Here is a 21,280-nt window from a genome sequence, read left to right on the forward strand (position 1 = left end):
CTTAGACATTTGTATAAGAGCCTCGGCCATTTGTAGTCAATCTACCGCTATACGTCGTGATGCACGTCACTAAGAATTGGATTACCTACTTCCCGCTCAAAGGCGAGCACCCCCACCTCCCAACATCGCTGCCAGCGTCGCCGCCCGGCAGCAAGCTACCGAAGGATCCTGGCATGACAACGCATCAGCCCATCGGCCCCGTCGACGCAACAAAAGTTCCCCGGTATGCGGGCCTCGGCACTTTCGCCAGGCTTCCCCAAATCGACCGCGTCCCGGACTACGACATTGCGATCGTCGGCGTACCGTTCGACGGCGGAACGTCCTTCCGGCCCGGCGCCCGTTTCGGTCCTGCCGCGGTCCGCGAAGCCTCCCGGCTTCTGCGTCCCGGGTACCATCCGGAATTGGACGTTGAGCCCGTCAACGAAGTCCAGGTTGTGGACGCCGGCGACATCGCCTGCACCCCCTACGACATCGCACGGGCCGTCCGTGAAATCGAAGAGCAGGCATTGCCCCTGATCAGTGAGGACAAGAAGCTCATCTCGATCGGTGGCGACCACACCATCGCCCTCCCGATGCTCAGGGCCCTGAACAAAGTGCACGGACCGGTCGCGTTGCTGCACTTCGATGCCCACCTGGATACATGGGACACCTACTTCGACCAGCCGGTCACACACGGAACCATCTTCCGGCGGGCGTTCGAGGAAGGCCTCCTCGTGGAAGATAGGTCCATGCACGTCGGAATCCGCGGGCCGGTCTATGACCGCAACGATTTCCTCCGCGACCATGAATTCGGATTCCAGATCATCCGCTGCTCGGACCTGGACGTCATAGGCGTTCCCGCCGCCATTGCTCGGGTCAAGGAGCGGCTCGGCGACACCCCGGTCTACGTCTCCATCGACATCGACGTCCTGGACCCCTCCTATGCGCCGGGCACCGGCACCCCTGAGATGGGCGGACTCCACTCCCGGGAGCTGCTGGCCCTGCTCCGCGGACTGGACGGCATTAACATCGTCGGTGCCGACGTCGTCGAGGTCGCGCCGGCCTACGACCATGCAGACATCACCTCGGTGGCCGCGGCCACCCTTGTCTTCGACCTCCTCGCGCTGATGGTGAATCGCGGCAAGGCCGAAACGTCCGCTGTCCGTCAATTGCAAGCAGCATCCTGGACCGCATCATGAGCACCCGAAGCAATCCCGCCGCTGTCACCGAAGTGCCCAGGCTCGAAGACAAAACCATTCAGCCCATCCCGTTGAACGAACGCCACGGAAAAGCGCGGGACCTCTTCACCATCTGGTTCGGGTCCAACATCATGATCATGACCATCGTTACCGGCGGACTCGCCACGACGGTGTTCGGGCTAAGCTTTGTGCCTGCCATCGTGGGAATCATCCTCGGAAACGTCATCGGTGGCATCTTCATGGCGCTGCACTCCGCCCAAGGACCGCAATTGGGCGTGGCACAGATGATCCAGACCCGCGGCCAATTCGGCTCCTTCGGAGCACTACTGATCGTTGTCATCGTGGTGATCATGTACGTCGGATTCTTCGCCGCGAACCTGGTCTTTGGCGGCGAGGCAATGGCCGCAGTCAGCCCGGACATCAGTGTTGACGCGGGCATCATCATCATCGGCGTCGTGAGCGTTGTTGCCACGATTTTCGGCTACCGGCTCATTCACGCCTATGCTCGGTTCCTCAGCATCGTGGCTGGTTTGGCGTTGCTTCTGGCCTTCGTCTGGATCATGTTCGTCCACGGGCTGCCTGCCACTTTCCTCTACCAGGGAAACTTCAACTGGGTCGGCTTCATGGCCACCGTCTCCGTATCCGCCTTGTGGCAGCTCGCCTACGCTCCGTACGTCTCGGACTACTCCCGCTACATGCCGCAAGGCACCGGCTCGGGTCCGGCGTTCTGGGCCTCCTACTCAGGCTGCGTCCTGGGCACGCTCTTCCCGATGATCCTGGGCGCCCTGGTGGGAACCTTGGCGGTCACGATGGGCGCAGACGCCGGCAACGTCGAAATCGTCGGCAGCATGGGAGCGTTGCTCCAGCCATGGACCCTGGCAGTCGTGGGAATCTTCTGCCTCGGCGTTGCAGCCTCGAACGCCATGAATCTCTACTGCGGCGTGCTGTGCAGCCTCACTATTGGCCAGACGTTCAAGCCGAACTGGCTGCCCCGCGCCAAGACCCGAAGCGTTGCGGCAATCATCCTCTTTACCTTCGCACTCCTGATCTCGCTGTTCGCACGCGACAATTTCATCCTGTTTTACACCAACTTCCTTTCCTTCCTGATGTACGTGCTGGTTCCCTGGACGGCCATCAACCTGGTCGACTACTACCTTCTCCGGCACGGCGACTACAGGGTTGAAGACTTCTTCAAGCGCGACGGCGGAGTGTACGGGCGCTTCAACTGGGTGGCCATCGGAGCCTACGTGGCAGGCGCCCTGGTCCAGCTTCCTTTCTCGGCAACAGCGATCTACACCGGGCCCGTCGCAGCGGCAATGGGTGGCGTGGACCTCTCATGGATCGTTGGCCTCGTTGTGGTTGCCCCGCTCTACTACGTCGCGGCACGCGTGTTCCGGAAGAAGGCCGAGGCCACAACGTTCCAGGCCCCCGTACTCGCAAGCGACTTGGTCTGACGCACCGCAGACCATTCGCCTGTACTTCCCATAAACTCCCGACGCCACGACCGGCGCTAGAAAACAAGGGCAAAATCATGACACTCATCAACACCGAACAGTTCATCGTCCGCCGCGTGAGCGAAGACAGCAGCTCCCCTGCAGCCCACCACGCCTCGGGCATCGTGCCATTGCCTCTGCCGCCCGGCGGGCACTTCATTGGAGGATCGTTTGTTCCGGGCACCTCTACCCACCTCATCGACGTCGTAGATCCCGCCACTGGACTGGTCATCGCCTCCGTGCAGGCCGGCACAGCCGCGGACGTTGACGTTGCTGTTGAAGCCGCCGTGGCTGCCCAGAAATCCTGGGGCGCCACCACGCCGAAGGAGCGGTCCGAGGTCTTGAACATGATCGCCAACATCATTGAAGCCAACCGTGAAGTCTTCGAAATCATCGAGTCCGCCAACACCGGCAAGCCGCGAACCGTTGCTGAGGACGATGTCTCCAGCACTATTGATACTTTCCGTTTCATGGCCGGAGCATCCCGCACGCTGACGTCCATGGCTGGCGGGGACTATGCGACCGGGCACACCTCGGTGATCCTCAGGGAGCCCGTGGGCGTGGTTGGCGTCATCACCCCGTGGAACTACCCGTTGCTGATGGCTGCCTGGAAGATCGCGCCCATCCTGGCCGCCGGAAACAGCATCGTCCTCAAGCCGTCGGAGCAGACACCGCTCTCGACGCTAAAGCTCGCGGAACTCCTGGCCGGACGTATTCCGGACGGAATCCTCAATGTCGTGACGGGACAGGGCCGGACCGTCGGACAGCGGATTTCCGAGCACCCTGACGTTGCCCTCGTCGCGTTGACGGGGAGCGTTGTCAGCGGGCAGGCCGTCGCGGAGACCGCGGCCAAATCGGTCAAGCGTGTTCATCTGGAACTCGGCGGCAAGGCTCCGGTTGTTGTGTTTGCAGACGCGGACCTCCGTGCTGCCGCCGCCGGCGTGCGAAACGCCGGGTACTGGAATGCCGGGCAGGACTGTGGCGCTGCGTGCCGCGTACTTGTGCACGAGTCGGTGGCTGCCGAGTTCACGGAACATTTGGTGCGTGAAGTCAGCACCCTGGTGGTCGGCGCTCCGGAGGCAGGGGACGACGTGGAAATCGGTCCCATGATTTCCCACCCGCACTTCGAACGAGTCAAGGAATCGCTGGCCGAGGCAAAAGCCGCCGGCCTGCACATGGCCATCGGAGGTTCTGCCCTCGAAGGACCCGGCTACTTCATCGAACCCACGGTCATCAGCAACGTGCCGGCCGGGGCGCCTATCGCCACCCGCGAGATCTTTGGTCCCGTGGTCACGGTCGAGACTTTCACTTCCACCGATGAAGCCATTGCACGGTCAAACGAGAGTCCCTACGGACTGTCTGCCTCGGTATGGACCCGGGATTCAAGCCTCTCGTTGAGCGTTCCAAAGCAACTCGACTTCGGTACGGTCTGGGTAAATTCACACTTGGTGTTGGCTTGCGAGGTACCGTGGGGCGGATTCAAGGGATCCGGCTACGGCCGGGACCTCTCGCTTTACGCCCTGGACGATTACTCCCGCACCAAGCACCTTATGATCAACCACGGCGCATGAGCGTTCAGACAAGCAACGGAGCTTAGCAATGACCACCGCGAACCTTCCCCGCACATCAGTCTCGTCGCGCGCGGCCACCCCGCCGGCCCCTTTCGGAACAGACGTCACCTGGACCAATTGGGGCGGGAACCAAAGTGCCACGCCGGCCTTCACCGTCCGGCCGCGGACTGAACAAGAAGCGCTCGACGCCGTTCGTTTCGCGATCCGCGAAGGCTTGCCCGTGCGGGCGGTCGGCTCAGGGCATTCGTCCTCACCGCTGGTCCAGACGGGGGGCGTCCTGATGGACATGTCCGCACTGTCGGGCATCACCGGAACCGACCCTGTCCGGCGTCGCGCCAGGGCCCTTGCAGGCACTACGATCAATGCCTTCGGCGATCCATTGTGGGAGCAAGGCCTCGCGCTGAGCAACCAGGGAGACATCGACAAACAGCAGATTGCTGGGGCGCTTTCAACCAGCACCCACGGTTCCGGGAAGGATCTGGGTAGCTTCTCCTCAAGCCTTCGTTGGGTGAAGCTGATCAATGGTTACGGCGAGATCGTCGAAATCGGCGAGGGGCAGCTCCGCGAACTCAGGGCAGCCCAGGTGGCTTTGGGTACCCTGGGGATCTTCCTTGAGGTGGAGTTGGCGGTTGAGGAGCGCTACTACCTGCAAGAACAAATCACCTATCCCACGTGGGCGGAGACCAAGGCAACGTGGCAGTCCGACATCGACGAGAACCGCCATTACTCGTTCCTCTGGTGCCCGGAAGAAGGTTCGTGCGAGCTCTTGGACCTCCCGGGCGCGCCAGGCCTTAGCATGGCAAACCGCAGCTACACCAAACGGTACAACATCGCGCAGATCCAGGACGAGGGCGAAATTTCGGGTACGGAAGGTGCCCGGCTCGACCGTTCGTACCGGATTTACCCGGGCGGATTCACCACACCGTTCCATGAACTCGAGTACTTTGTGCCGAGCGAAGTTGGACTGGCCGCCGTCGAGGCCGTCCAGGACCTGATCCGAACCAAACACCCTGACCAAAAATACCCCGTGGAGGTTCGCTGGGTGAAGGCCGATGAAGGCTACATGTCGCAGTTCCAGGGACGTGACACCACCGTCATCACCCTGACCACCGAACCCGGGACCGACTACTGGCAGTTCTTCCGTGATGCCGATACGGTGCTGCAGGAATTTGAGCCACGAGCGCACTGGGGAAAGATCCACTTTATGACCAGGAGCCGCTTGGAACGCCTCTACCCGGAGCTAGACACCTTCATCCAGATACGTCGCGAGTTCGATCCGCGCGGCATATTCCTCAACGACCACACCCGCGCCCTTGTAAGTTAATTGGCAGCCCCTGAAGGTCCGCCGCGTAAACGCCCACTATCAGGAGTAGAGGGGTCGGTGTTGCGTTAGGGTGGGACACGAAGGCCTCCTGGGTGGGCAGCGGTTCTTAGACAGCTCCACTCCACACCGGGAGGCCTTCGTCATGGCGGAAATCTATGCCGTGTTCTCACACGACTTCAACCAATGTCCCTGGGTGGGCAGTACGTCTGGCCGCTACGTCGGCATCGCGTCACGCTACGCAATTTTTTGGGCCCCGGGCTCTTCCGAAACCCCGGAATCCCGGGCTTGACTTCTCTCGGGAGCGTCAAAAACCTGCTCGGCGTGACACGGTTCCTCCTCAGGCCCACCTCCGTCAGCTCATCCGCTCCGCCAGGGACACGATGATTCCCTCCGGACCGCGCACGTAGGCCATTCGCCAGGCACCCTCGTACTGGCCGATGCCACCGACCAGCCCATACCCCTCCGCAGCCAGCCGATCGACCCGCGCCTGAAGATCGTCGACTTCGAAGGACAAGCTGCGCAGTCCTAGTTCGTTGGCCATGGCGGCAGGCGATCCCGGCTGGGGGTCCGGCCTGACGAAGCTGGAAAGCTCCACGCCGGTTCCTCCGTCAGATGTTCTCAACATGACGATCTCCGTACGGGAATCCGGGATCGCTGTGACCGTGTCGATGAAATCGCCCTCCACGAACGTCCGGCCTTCGACTTCGAGCCCGAGTCCGACGAAGAACGCCGTCACCTTATTGAGGTCCCGAACCGTGACACCGACATGGTCGAACCGCATGATGCGCGACATGGGAAAAGCCTCCAGATCTTCGTTTGCGCGGCCCCGGATGGAGCCCACAGCGGACTCTACGGCGGATTCACGTGGAGAGAAAGAGCTCTGTTCAGGTGGGGATCCTGTTCCGCCCGACTGCGGGAGGAGTTTCGGCACGCTCACCGGTGAGTGGGCGCCCCGTGCGTAGGCTGGGGGAGTGGCCATGCATAAGAGTCAGCTCAGCCTGGACCGGTCTGAAGCGGTGCGGTTGGTGCGAGGGCTTTTTCCTTCGTTCACCGAATCAGAGGTCACAGCGGTCGAGAGTACCGGGACGGTCAACTACCTGTATCGGGCGGGAACCCGCACCGCCGTCAGGTTCCCGATGCACGGCGGCGACGCTCACGAGGTCCGCGCAGTCCTCCTAGCGGAACACGCCGCAATGCTCGAGTTCGCCGCAGCGAGCACGGTGCCGTCTCCGTTGCCAGTTGCGATTGGTGACCCCGGCAGGGATTATCCATTGCCGTGGTCTGTCCAAACGTGGATCGAGGGCGAGATTGCGACCCCAGGCTCGGTCGCGTCATCCACATCGTTCGCGTTGGACGTCGCAGCGCTCATCGGGAGCCTTCGGCAGGCGGATACTAAGGGTCGCTCATTCTCCGGCGAGGGCCGCGGTGGGGAACTGACAGCGCACGACGGGTGGATCGCGCATTGCCTGCAACGAAGCGAAGGACTCTTGCCGGTGGATCGGCTCCGCCGGGCCTGGGGATCGTTCAGATCACTGCCTCGTCTAGGTGACGACGTGATGTGCCATAAGGATCTCATTCCCGGAAATGTGATCCTTAGGGACGGTCGCCTCGCGGGGATCCTGGACACTGGTGGCTTCGGCCCTGCTGACCCGGCGCTCGACCTCGTTGCCGCCTGGCACATGCTTGACTTCCCACGACGGGAAACCCTGCGAACCAGCCTCGCGATCGGGGACCTTGAATGGAGGCGGGGCGCCGCTTGGGCCTACCAGCAGGCAATCGGGCTCGTCTGGTACTACGCCGAATCGAATCCCACAATGAGCGCACTTGGGCGGAGCACGCTGATTCGCCTGCTCACGGATCCGATCCTGGGGTTGTAGAACGGATGCCGCCGGACATCTTGTGCCATGTCAGACTGAACCCATGTGTCCCCGTTCCGTGAAGCCGCCCACTCTGTCCCTCAGCGCAGAGTCCGAGAGCGCAGAATCAGACAGCGTAGCCGGCGGCGACCCGAAATCGTCGGGCGGTGCAAGCCCGACGCCGTCGAGCCGCGTACGCCGCCACCTCGCCTTGAGACTCGACGACGGCTGGCTCAAGTTCCAGACGCGTCTCGCAATCCGGCGCGGTCGGGTGGAGACCGTCATCCCTTACACCGGTTACGGCACCACTTCCTGGGTCCGGGTATTGGCGCGTGTCGTCCGCAGTGACGCGCGGGACACCGGGTCCGGTGCTCAGGCAAACGGGCTCAACCCATTGCAGGAAGGAATGCGCGGCTGGCGCAATTTCACGAGCGCGCCCGTGGCACACGCCGCCGTGCGCGTGACCATCGCAGGCACCGATCATGACGTCGAAGCGGACCGTGGAGGCGTGGTTGACGCGCGTATCCCGGTAGCCCTTGACGCCGGTTGGCACACAATCACGCTGCAATCCGGGGAATCCAGGATCGTGGAGGCGCCCGTGCAGATCGTCGCTGACGACACAGACTTCGGCGTCGTCTCCGACATCGACGACACCGTGATGGTCACGGCGCTTCCCCGCCCGTTCCTGGCCGCTTGGAACACTTTCGTACTCGACGAACACGCGAGGACGCCGACGCCGGGCATGGCTGTGCTGTACGAACGGATCGTCAGGACGGTGCCCGCGGCACCCGTGGTGTACCTGTCGACCGGAGCCTGGAACGTCGCACCGACGCTGTCGCGCTTCCTGTCCCGCAATCTGTATCCTGCCGGCCCCAAGCTTCTCACCGACTGGGGTCCCACCCCGGACCGCTGGTTCCGCAGCGGCCAGGAGCACAAGCGGACCTCCCTGGAACGTCTCGCGGCGGAGTTCCCCGGTGTCAAGTGGTTGCTGGTTGGTGACGACGGACAGCACGACGAGGCCATCTACGCCGAGTTCGCCCAACGCCATCCGCAGAACGTCAGGGCCATCGCGATCCGCCAGCTATCGGTCGGTGAGGCGGTGCTCGCGGGCGGACGGTCGAAGTCCGGGGGTCAACCCACCCCGGGTGTCCCCTGGATCTACTCTCCGGACGGTGCAGGGATGTCCGCCCAGCTCGAGCAGCTGGGCATCATCCGGCGCAGCCTCCGGTCCCCTATAGTTGGCAATTAGCGCCGCGCGTACCATTAGCTCAACCCTTCCATCATCATCATCTGGAGGTTGACGTGACAACTGCAATTATTGGAACCGGAAACATCGGGTCCCGGGTCGCCCGAAACCTTGTCCAAGGCGGCGAGCCAGTTGTTTTGGCAGCCCGAGATCAATCCCATGCTGAAGCGTTGGCAGCTGAGCTGGGTTCGTTGGCGAGTTCGGCGAGCGTCGCCGATGCGGTGTCACAGGCTGACGCCGTCGTGATGGCCGTGTGGCTGGACACCGAGAAGGAACTAGTCTCCCAATTGTCAGCAGCACTGGTCGGCAAAGTCGTGATCGACCCGACCAACCCGATCGGGCCTGATGGCCACGGCGGTTTTACCACTACGCTGCCGGAGGGCCAATCGGCGGCCTCGATCGTGGCAGCCCTTCTTCCAGCCGGTGCGTACTTGGTGAAGGCCTTCGGTACGTTGGGTGCTGACGCGCTGGGGTCGGCAGCCAACCGGCCGGACGAGCGGGCTGTTCTGTTCTACGCCACTGACGACGACGCGGGGGCCGAAACCGCGGAGCGGCTCATCAGTGCTGCTGGCTTTGATCCGGTCAAAGCCGGGGGAATCGATGCGGCCGGCAGATTGGAGCTGATGCGAGGCGATCTTCACCAGAATGGCGGCCTTGGTGGACGGCTTTTGAACGTTGACGAGGCGCGCGCCGCCCTCTAAGGCAGGTCGATCGCGGCAGCTTGCACAGAGAAGGCCCTCCGAACTGCGGAAACGCAGGATCGGAGGGCCTTCGCCAAGCCAGGGGTCAGACGAAAACGGAAAGCAGCAGTACGAATGCGAATCCGACGACGGAAATGATGGTTTCCATGACCGACCAGGTCTTGATTGTTTGCCCCACTGTCATCCCGAAGTATTCCTTGACCAGCCAGAAACCGGCGTCGTTGACGTGGGAGAAGAACAGCGATCCGGCACCGATGGCAAGCACAACCAGCGCAAGCTGGGCAGGCGACAGACCGGTCGCGAGGGGTGCGATGATTCCGGCGGCCGTCACCGTAGCAACGGTGGCCGAGCCGGTGGCGAGGCGAATCAGCACTGCGATGATCCATCCCAGCACGAGGGCCGACAGGCTGGCCGCTACCGCGATCTTGGCGATCGCGGTTCCGGTGCCGCCGTCGACGAGCACCTGCTTGAAACCGCCGCCCGCGCCGACGATGAGCATGACCCCGACAATCGGCAACAGGCTCTCGCCGATTTTCTTGGTCAGGGTGGAGGCGGAGAAGCCCACCCGGGTACCGAAAGTCACCATGGCCAGAAGGACCGCCACGAGCAGCGCAAAGACCGGATCGCCGATGAAGTCGAGCAAGGGCCGCAGGGCGGCGTTCTTGTCCATCCAAATGTCTGCTCCGGCTTTGATCAGCATGAGCACCAGCGGCGACAGTAGGGTCACCAGGGTCCAGGCGAAGGACGGGCTCCTGGTTGCTTGCGGATCCTGTGCTTTACCTGCGGGGGCGTCGCCGCGCGAACTGGCGGCTTTCGCGCCAGGGCCTTGGGAACTGTCCGGCCGGGCGTTCGCGCCTGCCCCAACGGTGACGGCCAAGCCGGCACCCGCAGCTCCGATCGGTACCATCCGTGCGGCGAGACGGCCAAAGAGGGGACCTGCGATGATGACGGTGGGAATGGCTATGAGCAGGCCGAAGGCAAGAGTCACACCAACATTGGCATGCAGGATGCCGATCGCGGCCAACGGGCCCGGGTGCGGCGGGATGAACCCGTGGAGCACGGACAAGCCTGCCAAGGCCGGAATGCCAAGGCGCATCGCCGGGCCCTTGGAACGGTGCACGGCCAGCATCACGACGGGTATGAGCAGCACGAGCCCGATCTCGAAAAACATGGGGATGCCGATGATGCCTGCGATGAGTGCCATCTTCCACGGGAGCGTTGCGGGCCGCCCATGAAGAAGCGTGTCCACGATCTTGTCCGCACCGCCGGAATCGGCCAAGAGCTTTCCTAGCATGGCTCCCAATGCAATGAGCACGCCGACATAGCCCAGCACCCCGCCAACGCCGTTTTCGTAGGACGTGGTCACCTTGTCCAACGCGATACCCGAGGCTATACCCACGAAGAGGGCGCCGATGCTGAGTGCCAGGAAAGCGTGCATCTTTACCCAGACGATCAGCAAGACGACTATCGCGATGCCGATGGCCGCCACCACAAGCACTTGGGTGTCATGGCCGGTCCACGGTTGATGCATCGCGTCCGTCGTGGCGTCTGTGGCGACTCCGGCGAAGGGTCTGTTAAGGATGGAGATTCCGTTCATGGTTCTCGTCCTGTTCCGCTCGGCCGCAGGCCGAACTTGTCCAAGATTTGTTGGGCAATCACTCCTGGAGCTGGACCAACGTCGATCCGGATTCCTGGCTCATCCGGGGACAGTTCCTCAAGGTCCGCGAACTGACTCCCCAACATACTGGCGGGCATGAAATGGCCGTGTCGTTCGGCCAGCCGTGCGCTGATGGTCCCGGGCGTCCCGGACAGAAAAACGAAGACGACACCTGAACCTCGGCGATTGATGATGTTTCGATAAGACCGCTTGAGCGCCGAACAAGTAATGACGCCGTTTTCCCCATGATCCAGCCTCCGGTCGACCCACTCGGCAACCTTCTCCAGCCAGGGATATCTGTCCTCATCCGTGAGCGGATGTCCCGCTGCCATCTTGTCGATGTTTGTTTGGGGATGCAAGGCATCGCCTTCTTCGAAGGCCCAGCCAAGCCGCCCCGCAAGGAGGGCGGCGACCGTGGACTTGCCGGAGCCGGAAACACCCATCAAAACCAGCACAACCGGTTCGACCAAAGCACGCGTCGCAAAGTCCAGAGGGTCCATGGAGCCCATCTTGGCAGCACGTTGGCCTCTGAGCCATAGCGAATCGCAGCTGATTTCCCGGCGGCCAAGGCCGGAAATGCTTCCATCAAGCGCATATAGGAAGCATACTGATGATCTACTCAATGAGGAGGGTCATGTCAGCAGTGAAAGGTGCAACAAGCGACACCATCGAAACCGACATCCCCGGCCGGATGGATCGGCTGCCGTGGTCCAGATGGCATTGGATGATCGTCATCGGCCTCGGCACCGTCTGGATCCTGGACGGACTGGAGGTCACGATCGTCGGCGCCATTGGGGACAGCCTCACGCAGCCGAATGGCGGCCTCGGCATGTCCACAGCGGACATTGGCGTCGCGGCCGCGGTCTATGTAGCGGGCGCCTGCGTCGGGGCCCTCGTTTTTGGGCATCTCACGGACAGGTTCGGGCGGAAGAAGCTCTTCCTGCTTACCCTCGGGCTGTATCTGCTTGCCACGGTGGCCACGGCGTTTTCCCTCAACCCGATGTGGTTCTTCATTTGCCGCTTCTTCACCGGTGCGGGCATTGGCGGAGAGTATGCGGCGATCAATTCCGCGATAGACGAGCTCATCCCGGCAGCACGTCGCGGCGTCGTGGATTTGGCCATCAACGGCTCTTTCTGGCTCGGCACGGCGTTCGGCGCCTCGCTTTCAGTGCTGTTGCTCAACCCGAGCATCTTCGCGCCGGGCATTGGCTGGCGTCTCGCCTTCGGCCTGGGAGCGTTTCTCGGCCTGCTGATCCTGCTTGTGCGGCGAAATGTGCCTGAATCGCCCCGTTGGATGTTCATCCACGGACGGGACAAAGAGGCGGATCAGCTCGTGCGCACGATCGAGGACGACGTCGAGGAGGCCACTGGGGAGAAGCTGTCGGCAGTCCACGAGACGCTCAAGGTTCGCCAGCGCAAGTCGATCGGCTTCGGTGTCATCATCAAGACGGCTGTCCAGCGCTACCCGAAGAGGGTCGTCCTGGGCTTGTCGCTCTTCATCGGCCAGGCCTTCCTCTACAACGCGGTGTTCTTCACCTATGCGCTCGTGCTGACGAAATTGCTGAACGTCCCCAGCGACCTTGCCCCATGGACGCTGGTCCCGATCGCCGTCGGCAACTTCCTTGGCCCGCTCGTCTTGGGCCGCTTCTTCGACAGCGTCGGGCGCCGCACGATGATTTCCGGTACCTACATCGCGTCAGGTGTCCTGCTTGCCATCACGGCGTTCGTCTTCGCCAGCGGAGCGCTTGATGCTTTCTGGCTCACCGCCTGCTGGATGGTGATTTTCTTCTTCGCTTCAGCGGGCGCCAGCTCCGCGTATCTGACAGTGAGTGAAATCTTCCCAATGGAGACTCGGGCCATGGCCATCGCGTTCTTCTACGCGGTGGGCACCGGACTGGGTGGCATCATCGGCCCCATCCTGTTCGGTAGGTTCGTGGGAGAGGGAATACAGTCCGTGGCCTTCGGTTATGTCATCGGCGCCGTGCTGATGGTCGCCGCCGGCGTCGTCGAGATCGTGTTCGGAGTTGAGGCCGCAAGACGGTCGCTGGAAGACATAGCTGCCCCGATCACTGCCCAGTCGGAGGGAGTACCGGCCTGACGACGGCTCAGTCCGAGCCCTTGCCGATCTCGGACAGGAGCGGCAATTCTCGAACGGCACGGGAGGCGGCAATCCAGCAAGCTGAAATCACGACGCCGGAGCTCGCCGCGGCGAGTACGGCACCGGTCGGAAGGAACAGGGCCAGAACACCGGCCAGAGCAGCGCCGATCGGGTCGATACCCCACGTGAGGACCCTGCTGGCGGATGAGAATCTTCCGAGGGCTTCGTGGGGAATAAGAAGCTGTTTGAGTGTTTCGGTTCCGGTGATGTTGACCATCACGCACGACGCCCAGAAACCGAGCGAAAGCCCGAGGAGAAGTACGTTCGAGACGACTTGTCCAGGCGTGAGTAAAAGCATGCCGAGGCCTGCGAGGGCTGGGAGCATGAAAGTTGCCATGAGTGCCCGGACAGGCCGAAACCTGTCCCAGACCCAGGGTGCGGCCATCATGGAGAGCAGGCCGATGATTCCGCCGACAGCTCCTGCGATTCCGACCTCGGCCGGCGTCATGGATCCAGTCCGCAGTGCATGTGTGACATAAACCGACTGGATCGCCGCCGTGAATAGGTTGAAATGGGCAATCGACAAGGTGACTGGCCGCATCACGCGATCCCGTACGAGAATTGCGAATCCTGAACCCAGCGACAAGAAGTAGCCCCTGAAAGTGAATGTCTCCGGTGGCGCCTGTCGCTCTTCCCGGATCCGGCCAACCGCCAGCGCTGACACCAAGTACGTGAGTGCATCCGAAATGAAGAGGGCCACAGGTGAGAGCAACTGCAGGAGTATTCCGGCCGTCGCTCCAGCACCAATGTCGCCAGCGGATCTGATTCCCGCGACCCAGGTGTTCGCCGTCGTCAGTTTGGAACGATGGGCGACGCTCGGGAGAAGGGCTGCGAAGGCGCTGTCGTAGAGCCCGGTCAAGCCCGACACCAGGAAAGCCGCAATTACGAGGGCGAGCAGTGAAAGGCTTCCCATGAGAAACAGAACTGCCATCGCGCTGAGGACCAGTGCTCGAAGTCCCGACATCACGGACATGAACCGCGTCCTGCGCACCTTATCGGTCCAGGGTCCCAGCAGCCCGAGAAAGACCACCGTTCCCAGTCCCGCTGCCGTGTTGATCCACGCGACCTCCGAGGCGGAAGAGTCAAGGATCTGGAGCGCCACGATGGGAATCGCGAACAGGGTGAGCTGGCTTCCGAAGAACGATACGGCTTCGCTCCACCACAGTGTGCTGAAATCGCGATTCCAGAGCTTGGCGGAGCTGCGCTCTATTTGATCGGTCACGATAGGTCCCCTGTCCGTGTTTGAGACGCTACAGACACCGCGCTTGCGAAACAAACCAGTCGACCCGATTTTAGCCTCATTGCCAGCACGGCTAGTTGCCAATATTTGGCAATCGGTTGTCAATGCGACACCAAGCTGGCTAGACTCGAGGCGAACGCATGCCCGTGAACGACCACTTGGCGCCATATGCCGCCGTGCGGGCGAAGGGATCCAAAGGAGATTTCCGTGACTGAAACCAATGCCGTGTGGAGCCTGTCCGGTTTCGGCGACGAAGTAGATCCCGATCCCGCGGTCCAGGCTGCCGTACTGCAGGCTCTCGGTGCCAGCCACATCGAAGTGCGCAGCGCGTGGGGCACCAATGTCTCCGAGCTCGAACCGGAAGAGGTTGAGCGGCTCAAGGCCATCCTGGACGGGAAGGGACTGAAGGTTTCCGCGGTCGCGAGCCCCATCGGCAAGATCGACGCCAGTGTTCCCGTGGAACATGAACTCGCCCGGCTGCGCCAGATTATTTCGGTGGCCAAGGGCCTCGATACCAAATACATCCGCATCTTCTCCTTCTACCGGGCCGAAGGGCAGAGCCCGGAAGACATCCGCGACTCAGTGATGGCGCGCCTGACCGCACTCACGAACGAAGCGGCCGCGTCCGGCGTCGTGCTCCTGCACGAAAACGAAAAGGGCATCTACGGCGATACGCCCGAGCGAGTCCTGGACCTCATGGAGACGGTCGATTCCCCTTCATTGCGGGTTGCCTGGGACAGCGCCAACTTTGTCCAGGTGGGCGTCAAGCCCTACACCGAGGGTTACGCCCGGCTGCGCCCGTATCTGGAGTACTTCCAGGTCAAGGATGCGGTGGCCGGTACCGGTGAAGTAGTGCCCGCCGGCGAAGGCGACGGCGAACTGGACGCCACCATCGCCGCACTCAAGGCCGATGGCTTTTCCGGCTTCTTTTCCCTCGAACCTCACCTGGCAAGCACCCACGAACTGGGCGGATTCTCCGGACCCGTAGCCTTCGGCGCCGCCGCGCGCGCCTTCGCGGCACTCGCTGCCAAGAACGGTGTTGCCCTCGCCTGAGGGCCTGTAGGTTCAAAGGAAAGAACTTTCGAGGGAGAAGAATGCCTACAGCAGCAGTCATCGGTTGCGGCGATGTATCGAGCGTGCACTTCGGAGCCATCGCCAAGATGGACGATGTTGAACTCGTGGCGGTCTGCGACACCGACGCCGGGCGCCTCCAGGCGGCAACGGCCGCCCACGGCGTGGCCGGGTACGCGGAATACCTGGAGATGCTCGACGCGGTGAGGCCCGACGTCGTGCATATCTGCACTCCGCACCACCTGCATGCCTCGCTGGCCGCGGACTGCCTTGAGCGCGAAGTCAACGTCATCGTCGAGAAGCCGCTCGCCCACACTCTCCAAGAGGGTCGCCGGCTGGTCGAGGCGGCGGAACGGAGCACGGCGAAGATCGCCGTCTGTTTCCAGAACCGCTACAACGCGACGTCGCAGGCCATGCGGAGACTGCTCGACGACGGCGGGCTGGGCCAGGTTCTGGGCGCCTCGGCAACCGTGATGTGGCACCGGACGGCCGAGTACTACCGGGACAGGCCGTGGCGCGGCACCTGGGCTGAAGGGGGCGGCGGCCTCATGATGAACCAGGCCATCCACACGGTGGATCTGCTCCAGTGGCTGGTAGGCGACGTAACCAAGGTGGAAGGCCACGCCTCCACCCGCTCCCTGGGCGGCGTGATCGAGGTGGAAGACACGGCGGAATTCATTGCCGGGCACTCCAACGGTGCTACCAGCGTCTTCTACGCCACCCTGGCCAACGCCACCAATGCACCTGTGACGCTGGACATCGTGACCGAAAAGGCCACCCTCTGCCTCCGGGGCGACCTCGTTGTCAGCTACGCCGACGGCACCGCGGAAACCATCCTGGAACGTGCCCTGGAATCGGGTGGGCGCGCGTATTGGGGAGTATCCCACGAACTCCTGATCAAGGACTTCTACGCCAAGCTCGGGGACCCTGCTCCGTTCTGGATCAGTCCTGCCGAAGCCGAAAAGTCACTCAGGATCGTCAAGGACATCTATGCCCAGAGCTACCCGGAAATCTCCGGGTACGTGGGCTAACCACGCGGCCTATGAGGGCCCGGAACTAACGGAGGACAAAGTGGCCAAAATCGGCGTGCAGGCAATGATGCTGAAGGGCAGTTTTGCCGAAGACGGAGCGTTTGAAACGCTCCGCAAGGTCAGCGCGATCGGGTACAACGCCGTCGAGATCTCCCAGATCCCGATGACACCGGAAAACGTTGCCGAACTGGACCGCTCCCGCGGCGAACTGGGCATGGACATCGCAGCGCTTTCGGTTGCCATGGAAACGCCCAAGGGTATGCCAGGCGATTCGCTCAAAGACCATTTCGACAAGATCGTGGACGACGCAAAGCGACTCGACACCCGCCTCCTGCGCATTGGCATGATGCCGTTCCCGGCCATGAAGTCGATCGACGCCGCTGTGGACTTCGCGAAGCAAGCCAACGAATACGCCGAAAACCTCCGGGAACACGGCATTGGCCTGTACTACCACAACCACCACATCGAGTTCGCGAAGCTCGACGGCAAGTACATGCTGGACATCATTGCCGAAAACTCTCCGGCCATGGGCATGGAAATCGACGTGCACTGGGTGCAGCGCGGCGGACTGGACCCTGTCCGGACCCTGGCCAAATACGCCGGACGCACTGCCATGGTGCACCTGAAGGACTACCGGATCGGCGAGCTGCCGGAGTTGGCCTTCGGGCTCCTCGAAACGGGGGACATCGCAGGCTTCATGGCCGAGTTCAAGAACGTGGTCCAGTTCGCCGAAGTGGGTGAAGGCAACCTTGACTTCCCATCCATCATTCCCGCGGCCCAGGCCGCCGGCGCCGAGTACTTGCTCGTGGAGCAGGACGAGCTCTACGGCCGCACGGTGTGGGAAGCGCTGCAGACTTCCTACGACAACCTCGTGGCCATGGGCCACGCCGACCTCTTCTAATCCCACTACAACGGAGATCCACTCATGAGCAAGAAAGTACGCCTAGGCATCATCGGCCTGGGCCAGCAGGGCGGCACGTACGCCAAGTTCATCACTGACGGAATGGTCCCGAACATGGAGATCGGCGCTATCTGCGACACCGATCCCGGAAAGAAGGAACTGGCAGCCTCCCGGTACCCCGATGCGCCTTTCTACGACGACTACATCGCCATGCTTGAAAGCGGCGACGTCGATGCGATCGTCACGTGCGTGCCGCATTACCTGCACCCGGAAATGGGCATCGAATCGCTCAAGCGCAATATCCACGCCCTCGTGGAGAAGCCCGCAGGCGTCTACACCAAGCAGGTCAAACGGCTCAATGAGTTCGCGGCCTCCAAACCCGGGCTTTCCTTCGGGATCATGTTCAACCAGCGCAACAACCCGCTGTACAAGAAGCTGAAGGAGATCGTCGACAACGGCGAGATCGGGGCTATCCGCCGCACCAACTGGATCATCACCAACTGGTGGCGTCCGCAGGGCTACTACAACTCCAGCGAATGGCGGGCCACGTGGGGCGGCGAAGGCGGGGGCGTCCTGGTCAACCAGGCACCACACCAGCTTGACCTGTGGCAGTGGATCTGCGGCGTTCCGAAGTCCGTCTACTCCAAGGTGGCGTACGGATTCCGCCGGGACATCGCCGTCGAAGACGAGGTCACCGCCGTCGTGGACTACGGCAACGGCGCCACCGGCGTTTTCGTGACGGCCACGCACGACCTCGTGGGCACGGACCGCTTCGAGATCCTGGGCGACCAGGGCAAGATCGTGGTGGAAAACAGCAAGACCGCCACGGTGACCCGCCTGGTCAAGCCCGAGCGCGAGCTCAGCGACGGAATGGACATGGACGATGTCCGCAAACTCTTCATGGGCGAATTGAAAGCCGAGGACTACTACACCACCGAGGTCATCGAGTTCGAGTCGGCCTGGGGCGGACAGCACGCGGGCGTCCTGGAGAACTTCGCGGCCAACATCCTGGACGGCACTCCTTTGTTGGCGCCCGGCTCGGACGGCATCAAGGGCGTCCGCCTGGCCAACGCCATCCACCTGTCGAGCTGGACCGGCAGGGAAGTCTCCCTCGACTTCGACGAAGACGAGTACATGCGCGAGCTGAACAAGCGCATCAGCGAAGAAGGCAAGTTCGCGGAACGTTCCTAGTTAGCGGGGCACCTCAGCAGGACACTCAAGCAGGACGGTCGCCGGCCGAAGGGATGGCAACCGTCCTGCTTTTGTTGCCATGCCGGATTACGATGGAGCCGTGACTGAAGCGACGAACTCCGGAGCAGTAACCTCCCCCGCCAAGCGTGGACGCGGGGAGAAATCCTCGCCCACCATCTACGACATCGCGAGGCTCGCGGGAGTCAACCCGTCCACGGTTTCGCGCGCGCTGAGCAAGCCGGGCAGGGTCAGTGCGAAGACCCAGAAAATCATCGAGGACGCCGCCGAACAGCTGAACTACCGGGTCAACCCCTTCGCCAGGGCACTTCCCACGGGCCGCACCCAGACGATCGGACTGATTGTCGCGGACATCACCAACCCGACGTTCTTCGATATCATCCGGGGCGCGGAAACCACAGGGTCTGCCCGGGACTACACCCTGGTGCTTGCCGAGTCCGCAGAGTCGCCTGAAACCGAGCTCGTTGCGGCCCGCAGGATGTTGAGCACGGTGGATGGCCTCATTTTGGCGAGTCCGCGCATGGACGACGAAAAGATCCTGGCCTTGGCCGCGGACAAGCCAGTGGCCGTGATCAACCGCGAAATAGAGGGAGTCCCGTGCGTGGTCCCCGACGTCAACAAAGGCATTAGCCAAGCCGTGCGGAGCCTCGCCGCCAATGGCCACCAGGAGCTCGCGTACGTTGCCGGGCCGCCGCAGTCGTGGATGTCGAGCCGCCGCTGGGAAGGCGTCCAGGCTGCCTGCGATTGGTACAAGTTGGGAGCGGTCCGCTTGGAATCGTCCAAGCCAACCGTCGACGGCGGCCGCCAAGTAGCGCGCGACGTCCTGGCGAGCGGCGCGACGGCGGTCATCACCTACAACGATCTCCTCGCCATCGGCCTCATGCAGGAGCTCCAGGCCGCCGGGATGCACGTTCCCGACCAGATCAGCATTGTGGGCTTCGACGACATCTTCGGGGCAGACTTCACGACCCCGCCGCTCACCACTGTCAGGTCGCCGTTGGGGGAGTGCGGTTCCCGCGCTGCCACCCTCCTGCTGGACATGTTGCTGGGCCAGGACGGGCCCGCGGAAGCCGTCCGGGTGGACACGGAGCTCGTGGTGCGCGGTTCAAGTGGGCGGTTGATCGCGTAGCTTCAAGCGATCCGGCGGATGGGTTGCAACGGGATGGCAATAGTTGGCAACCGGTTGACAGATCGGTTCTTCGGGCTGAAAATTGACCTATGTCACAGTCGATCGCAGCCAATCCTGACCGGCTCCTGCCCGCGGATCCCGGGACGCGCAGCATTGCGCACTCCCTGCTGGAGCGCGTCCAGGACCTGCCCATCATCTCTCCGCACGGCCACGTTGACGCCGCCGTCATCGAGCACAACACCCCGTTCCCTGATCCGGCCGCGCTCCTCGTCAGCCCGGACCACTACGTCACCCGGCTGATCCACGCCAGCGGAGTCCCCATGGACAGACTGCTCTCGGAAAGCGCCAACCCGTCCGAATCGCGTGAGATCTGGCGGACTTTCGTCCAGGCCTGGCCCCTCTTCGAGGGTACGGCGTCCGGATATTGGCTGCGCACGCAGTTCGAGAGCGTGTTCAAGCTGGGCGCGGATCTCGGCGAGATGTCTGCCGACGCCAGCTACGACGCCATTGCCGCCAAGCTCGTCGAGCCCGACTTCCGTCCCCGCCAGCTCTTCAAGGACTTCAACATCGAGGTCCTGGCCACCACGGACGATCCGCTGGACAGCCTGGCGAGTCACAAGGCGATCGCCGAGGATCCTTCGTTCAACGGCCGCGTGCTTCCGACCTTCCGTCCGGATGCCTACCTGAACATCGCGCACCCGGCGTGGAGTGCCAACGTGGAGAGGCTTGTCGATTCCGCCGGCGACGGGACCACCGGCTACGCCGGCTACATCAAGGCCCTGGAAAACCGCCGTCGTTATTTCGTGGACCATGGCGCGGTCTCCGCGGACCACGGCGTCCTCACCCCGGCAACGCTCAAGCTGGACCGGGCCGAAGCCGAGCGGATCTTCGAATTGGCGCGCGCCGGCAAGGCCACGGCCGAGGACCGCAACACCTTCGAGGCCCACATGATGTACCAGATGGCCAGGATGTCGGTCGAAGACGGCCTGGTCATGACGATCCACCCGGGTTCATTCCGCAACCACCACCAGCCCACCTTCGAGGCGTACGGAGCGGACACCGGCCACGACATCCCGTTTGCCACGAACTACACCGAAGCCATCCGCCCCCTGCTCCAGGACTTCGGCACGGCCAAGGACTTCCACCTGGTGCTGTTCACCCTGGACGAGACGGTGTTCTCCCGCGAACTGGCCCCGCTGGCAGGCTTTTACCCCTCTGTGTACCTTGGCGCGCCGTGGTGGTTCCTCGACGCACCGGACGCCATGCTCCGCTTCCGCTCCGCCGTCACCGAAACGACCGGTTTTTCGCGGTCCTCGGGCTTCATCGACGACACCCGCGCATTCTGCTCCATCCCTGCGCGGCACGACGCCTCCCGCCGGATCGAAGCGTCCTTCCTCGCCCGCCTCGTGGCCGAGCACCGTGTCAGCGAAGACCGAGCCCATGAAATCATCGTCGACGTCGTCGACTCCTCACCCCGAAGGGTCTTCAAGCTGTGAGCAACGAACCCGGGCAAAC

At 62.7% G+C, this 21,280-nt stretch carries 18 protein-coding genes; 14 read left to right on the top strand and 4 right to left on the bottom strand.

The features are described 5' to 3' along the window. The first annotated feature begins 173 nt into the window (after positions 1-173). From speB to BMF89_RS16795, 4 genes are all read left to right on the top strand, one after another. Entirely contained in the window at positions 174-1,178 is a 1,005-nt protein-coding gene (speB, locus tag BMF89_RS16780) for an agmatinase (RefSeq protein ID WP_078108213.1), read from the top strand. After that, positions 1,175-2,632: a cytosine permease gene (locus tag BMF89_RS16785; RefSeq protein ID WP_078108214.1), complete on the top strand. Its 1,458-nt coding sequence runs from the start codon at positions 1,175-1,177 to the stop codon at positions 2,630-2,632. The genes speB and BMF89_RS16785 overlap by 4 nt, the downstream gene beginning before the upstream one ends. Before the next feature lie 77 nt (positions 2,633-2,709). Beyond that, a complete protein-coding gene (locus BMF89_RS16790; RefSeq protein WP_171983532.1) occupies positions 2,710-4,242 on the top strand; it encodes an aldehyde dehydrogenase family protein in 1,533 nt (510 codons plus the stop codon). A 28-nt stretch (positions 4,243-4,270) separates the two neighbouring features. Continuing rightward, positions 4,271-5,566, top strand: coding sequence for a D-arabinono-1,4-lactone oxidase (locus BMF89_RS16795; RefSeq protein ID WP_078108215.1), 1,296 nt, complete (start codon positions 4,271-4,273; stop codon positions 5,564-5,566). A 352-nt stretch (positions 5,567-5,918) separates the two neighbouring features. Here BMF89_RS16795 and BMF89_RS16800 read toward each other — a convergent pair whose 3' ends face one another. Then, positions 5,919-6,359: a VOC family protein gene (locus BMF89_RS16800; RefSeq protein ID WP_078108237.1), complete on the bottom strand. Its 441-nt coding sequence runs from the start codon at positions 6,357-6,359 to the stop codon at positions 5,919-5,921. Between the two features lie 184 nt (positions 6,360-6,543). Between BMF89_RS16800 and BMF89_RS16805 the strand changes: the two genes are divergently transcribed. From BMF89_RS16805 to BMF89_RS16815, 3 genes are read left to right on the top strand one after another with little or no spacing between them, the layout of a single operon-like run. Then, on the top strand, positions 6,544-7,443 hold the full coding sequence (locus BMF89_RS16805; RefSeq protein WP_078108238.1) for a phosphotransferase: 900 nt from the start codon (positions 6,544-6,546) through the stop codon (positions 7,441-7,443). Positions 7,444-7,486: 43 nt separating this feature from the next. Next, a complete protein-coding gene (locus tag BMF89_RS16810; protein WP_078108216.1) occupies positions 7,487-8,671 on the top strand; it encodes a phosphatase domain-containing protein in 1,185 nt (394 codons plus the stop codon). Positions 8,672-8,724: 53 nt separating this feature from the next. Then, positions 8,725-9,369, top strand: coding sequence for an NAD(P)-binding domain-containing protein (locus BMF89_RS16815; RefSeq protein ID WP_171983533.1), 645 nt, complete (start codon positions 8,725-8,727; stop codon positions 9,367-9,369). Between the two features lie 85 nt (positions 9,370-9,454). Here BMF89_RS16815 and BMF89_RS16820 read toward each other — a convergent pair whose 3' ends face one another. Further along, positions 9,455-10,900 (bottom strand): SLC13 family permease, encoded by a 1,446-nt coding sequence (locus BMF89_RS16820; RefSeq protein WP_078108239.1) that lies wholly within the window; start codon positions 10,898-10,900, stop codon positions 9,455-9,457. Positions 10,901-10,962: 62 nt separating this feature from the next. Then, positions 10,963-11,526, bottom strand: a complete 564-nt coding sequence (locus BMF89_RS16825) for a gluconokinase (protein ID WP_078108218.1) — start codon at positions 11,524-11,526, stop codon at positions 10,963-10,965. Between the two features lie 134 nt (positions 11,527-11,660). On the opposite strand from BMF89_RS16825, the gene BMF89_RS16830 reads away from it, so the two are divergent. Then, a complete protein-coding gene (locus tag BMF89_RS16830) occupies positions 11,661-13,124 on the top strand; it encodes an MFS transporter (RefSeq protein ID WP_078108219.1) in 1,464 nt (487 codons plus the stop codon). Positions 13,125-13,131: 7 nt separating this feature from the next. On the opposite strand, the gene BMF89_RS16835 is transcribed toward BMF89_RS16830, so the two are convergent. Beyond that, positions 13,132-14,406, bottom strand: coding sequence for an MFS transporter (locus tag BMF89_RS16835; RefSeq protein WP_171983534.1), 1,275 nt, complete (start codon positions 14,404-14,406; stop codon positions 13,132-13,134). A 186-nt stretch (positions 14,407-14,592) separates the two neighbouring features. On the opposite strand from BMF89_RS16835, the gene BMF89_RS16840 reads away from it, so the two are divergent. The 6 genes from BMF89_RS16840 (at position 14,593) to uxaC (ending at position 21,261) form a co-directional block, all read left to right on the top strand. Then, on the top strand, positions 14,593-15,477 hold the full coding sequence (locus tag BMF89_RS16840; protein ID WP_078108221.1) for a sugar phosphate isomerase/epimerase family protein: 885 nt from the start codon (positions 14,593-14,595) through the stop codon (positions 15,475-15,477). A 41-nt stretch (positions 15,478-15,518) separates the two neighbouring features. Further along, positions 15,519-16,526, top strand: coding sequence for a Gfo/Idh/MocA family oxidoreductase (locus BMF89_RS16845; protein WP_078108222.1), 1,008 nt, complete (start codon positions 15,519-15,521; stop codon positions 16,524-16,526). 40 nt (positions 16,527-16,566) lie between these two features. Next, positions 16,567-17,427, top strand: coding sequence for a sugar phosphate isomerase/epimerase (locus BMF89_RS16850; protein ID WP_253190866.1), 861 nt, complete (start codon positions 16,567-16,569; stop codon positions 17,425-17,427). 24 nt (positions 17,428-17,451) lie between these two features. Then, complete coding sequence (locus BMF89_RS16855) at positions 17,452-18,618, top strand: Gfo/Idh/MocA family oxidoreductase (protein ID WP_078108223.1); 1,167 nt, start codon at positions 17,452-17,454, stop codon at positions 18,616-18,618. Positions 18,619-18,718: 100 nt separating this feature from the next. Beyond that, positions 18,719-19,765, top strand: coding sequence for a LacI family DNA-binding transcriptional regulator (locus tag BMF89_RS16860; protein ID WP_078108241.1), 1,047 nt, complete (start codon positions 18,719-18,721; stop codon positions 19,763-19,765). 89 nt (positions 19,766-19,854) lie between these two features. Next, positions 19,855-21,261 (top strand): glucuronate isomerase, encoded by a 1,407-nt coding sequence (gene uxaC / locus BMF89_RS16865; protein ID WP_078108224.1) that lies wholly within the window; start codon positions 19,855-19,857, stop codon positions 21,259-21,261. Positions 21,262-21,280 lie beyond the last annotated feature (19 nt).

This window comes from Arthrobacter sp. SRS-W-1-2016, from assembly GCF_002009585.1.
Lineage (GTDB): Bacteria > Actinomycetota > Actinomycetes > Actinomycetales > Micrococcaceae > Arthrobacter > Arthrobacter bambusae_A.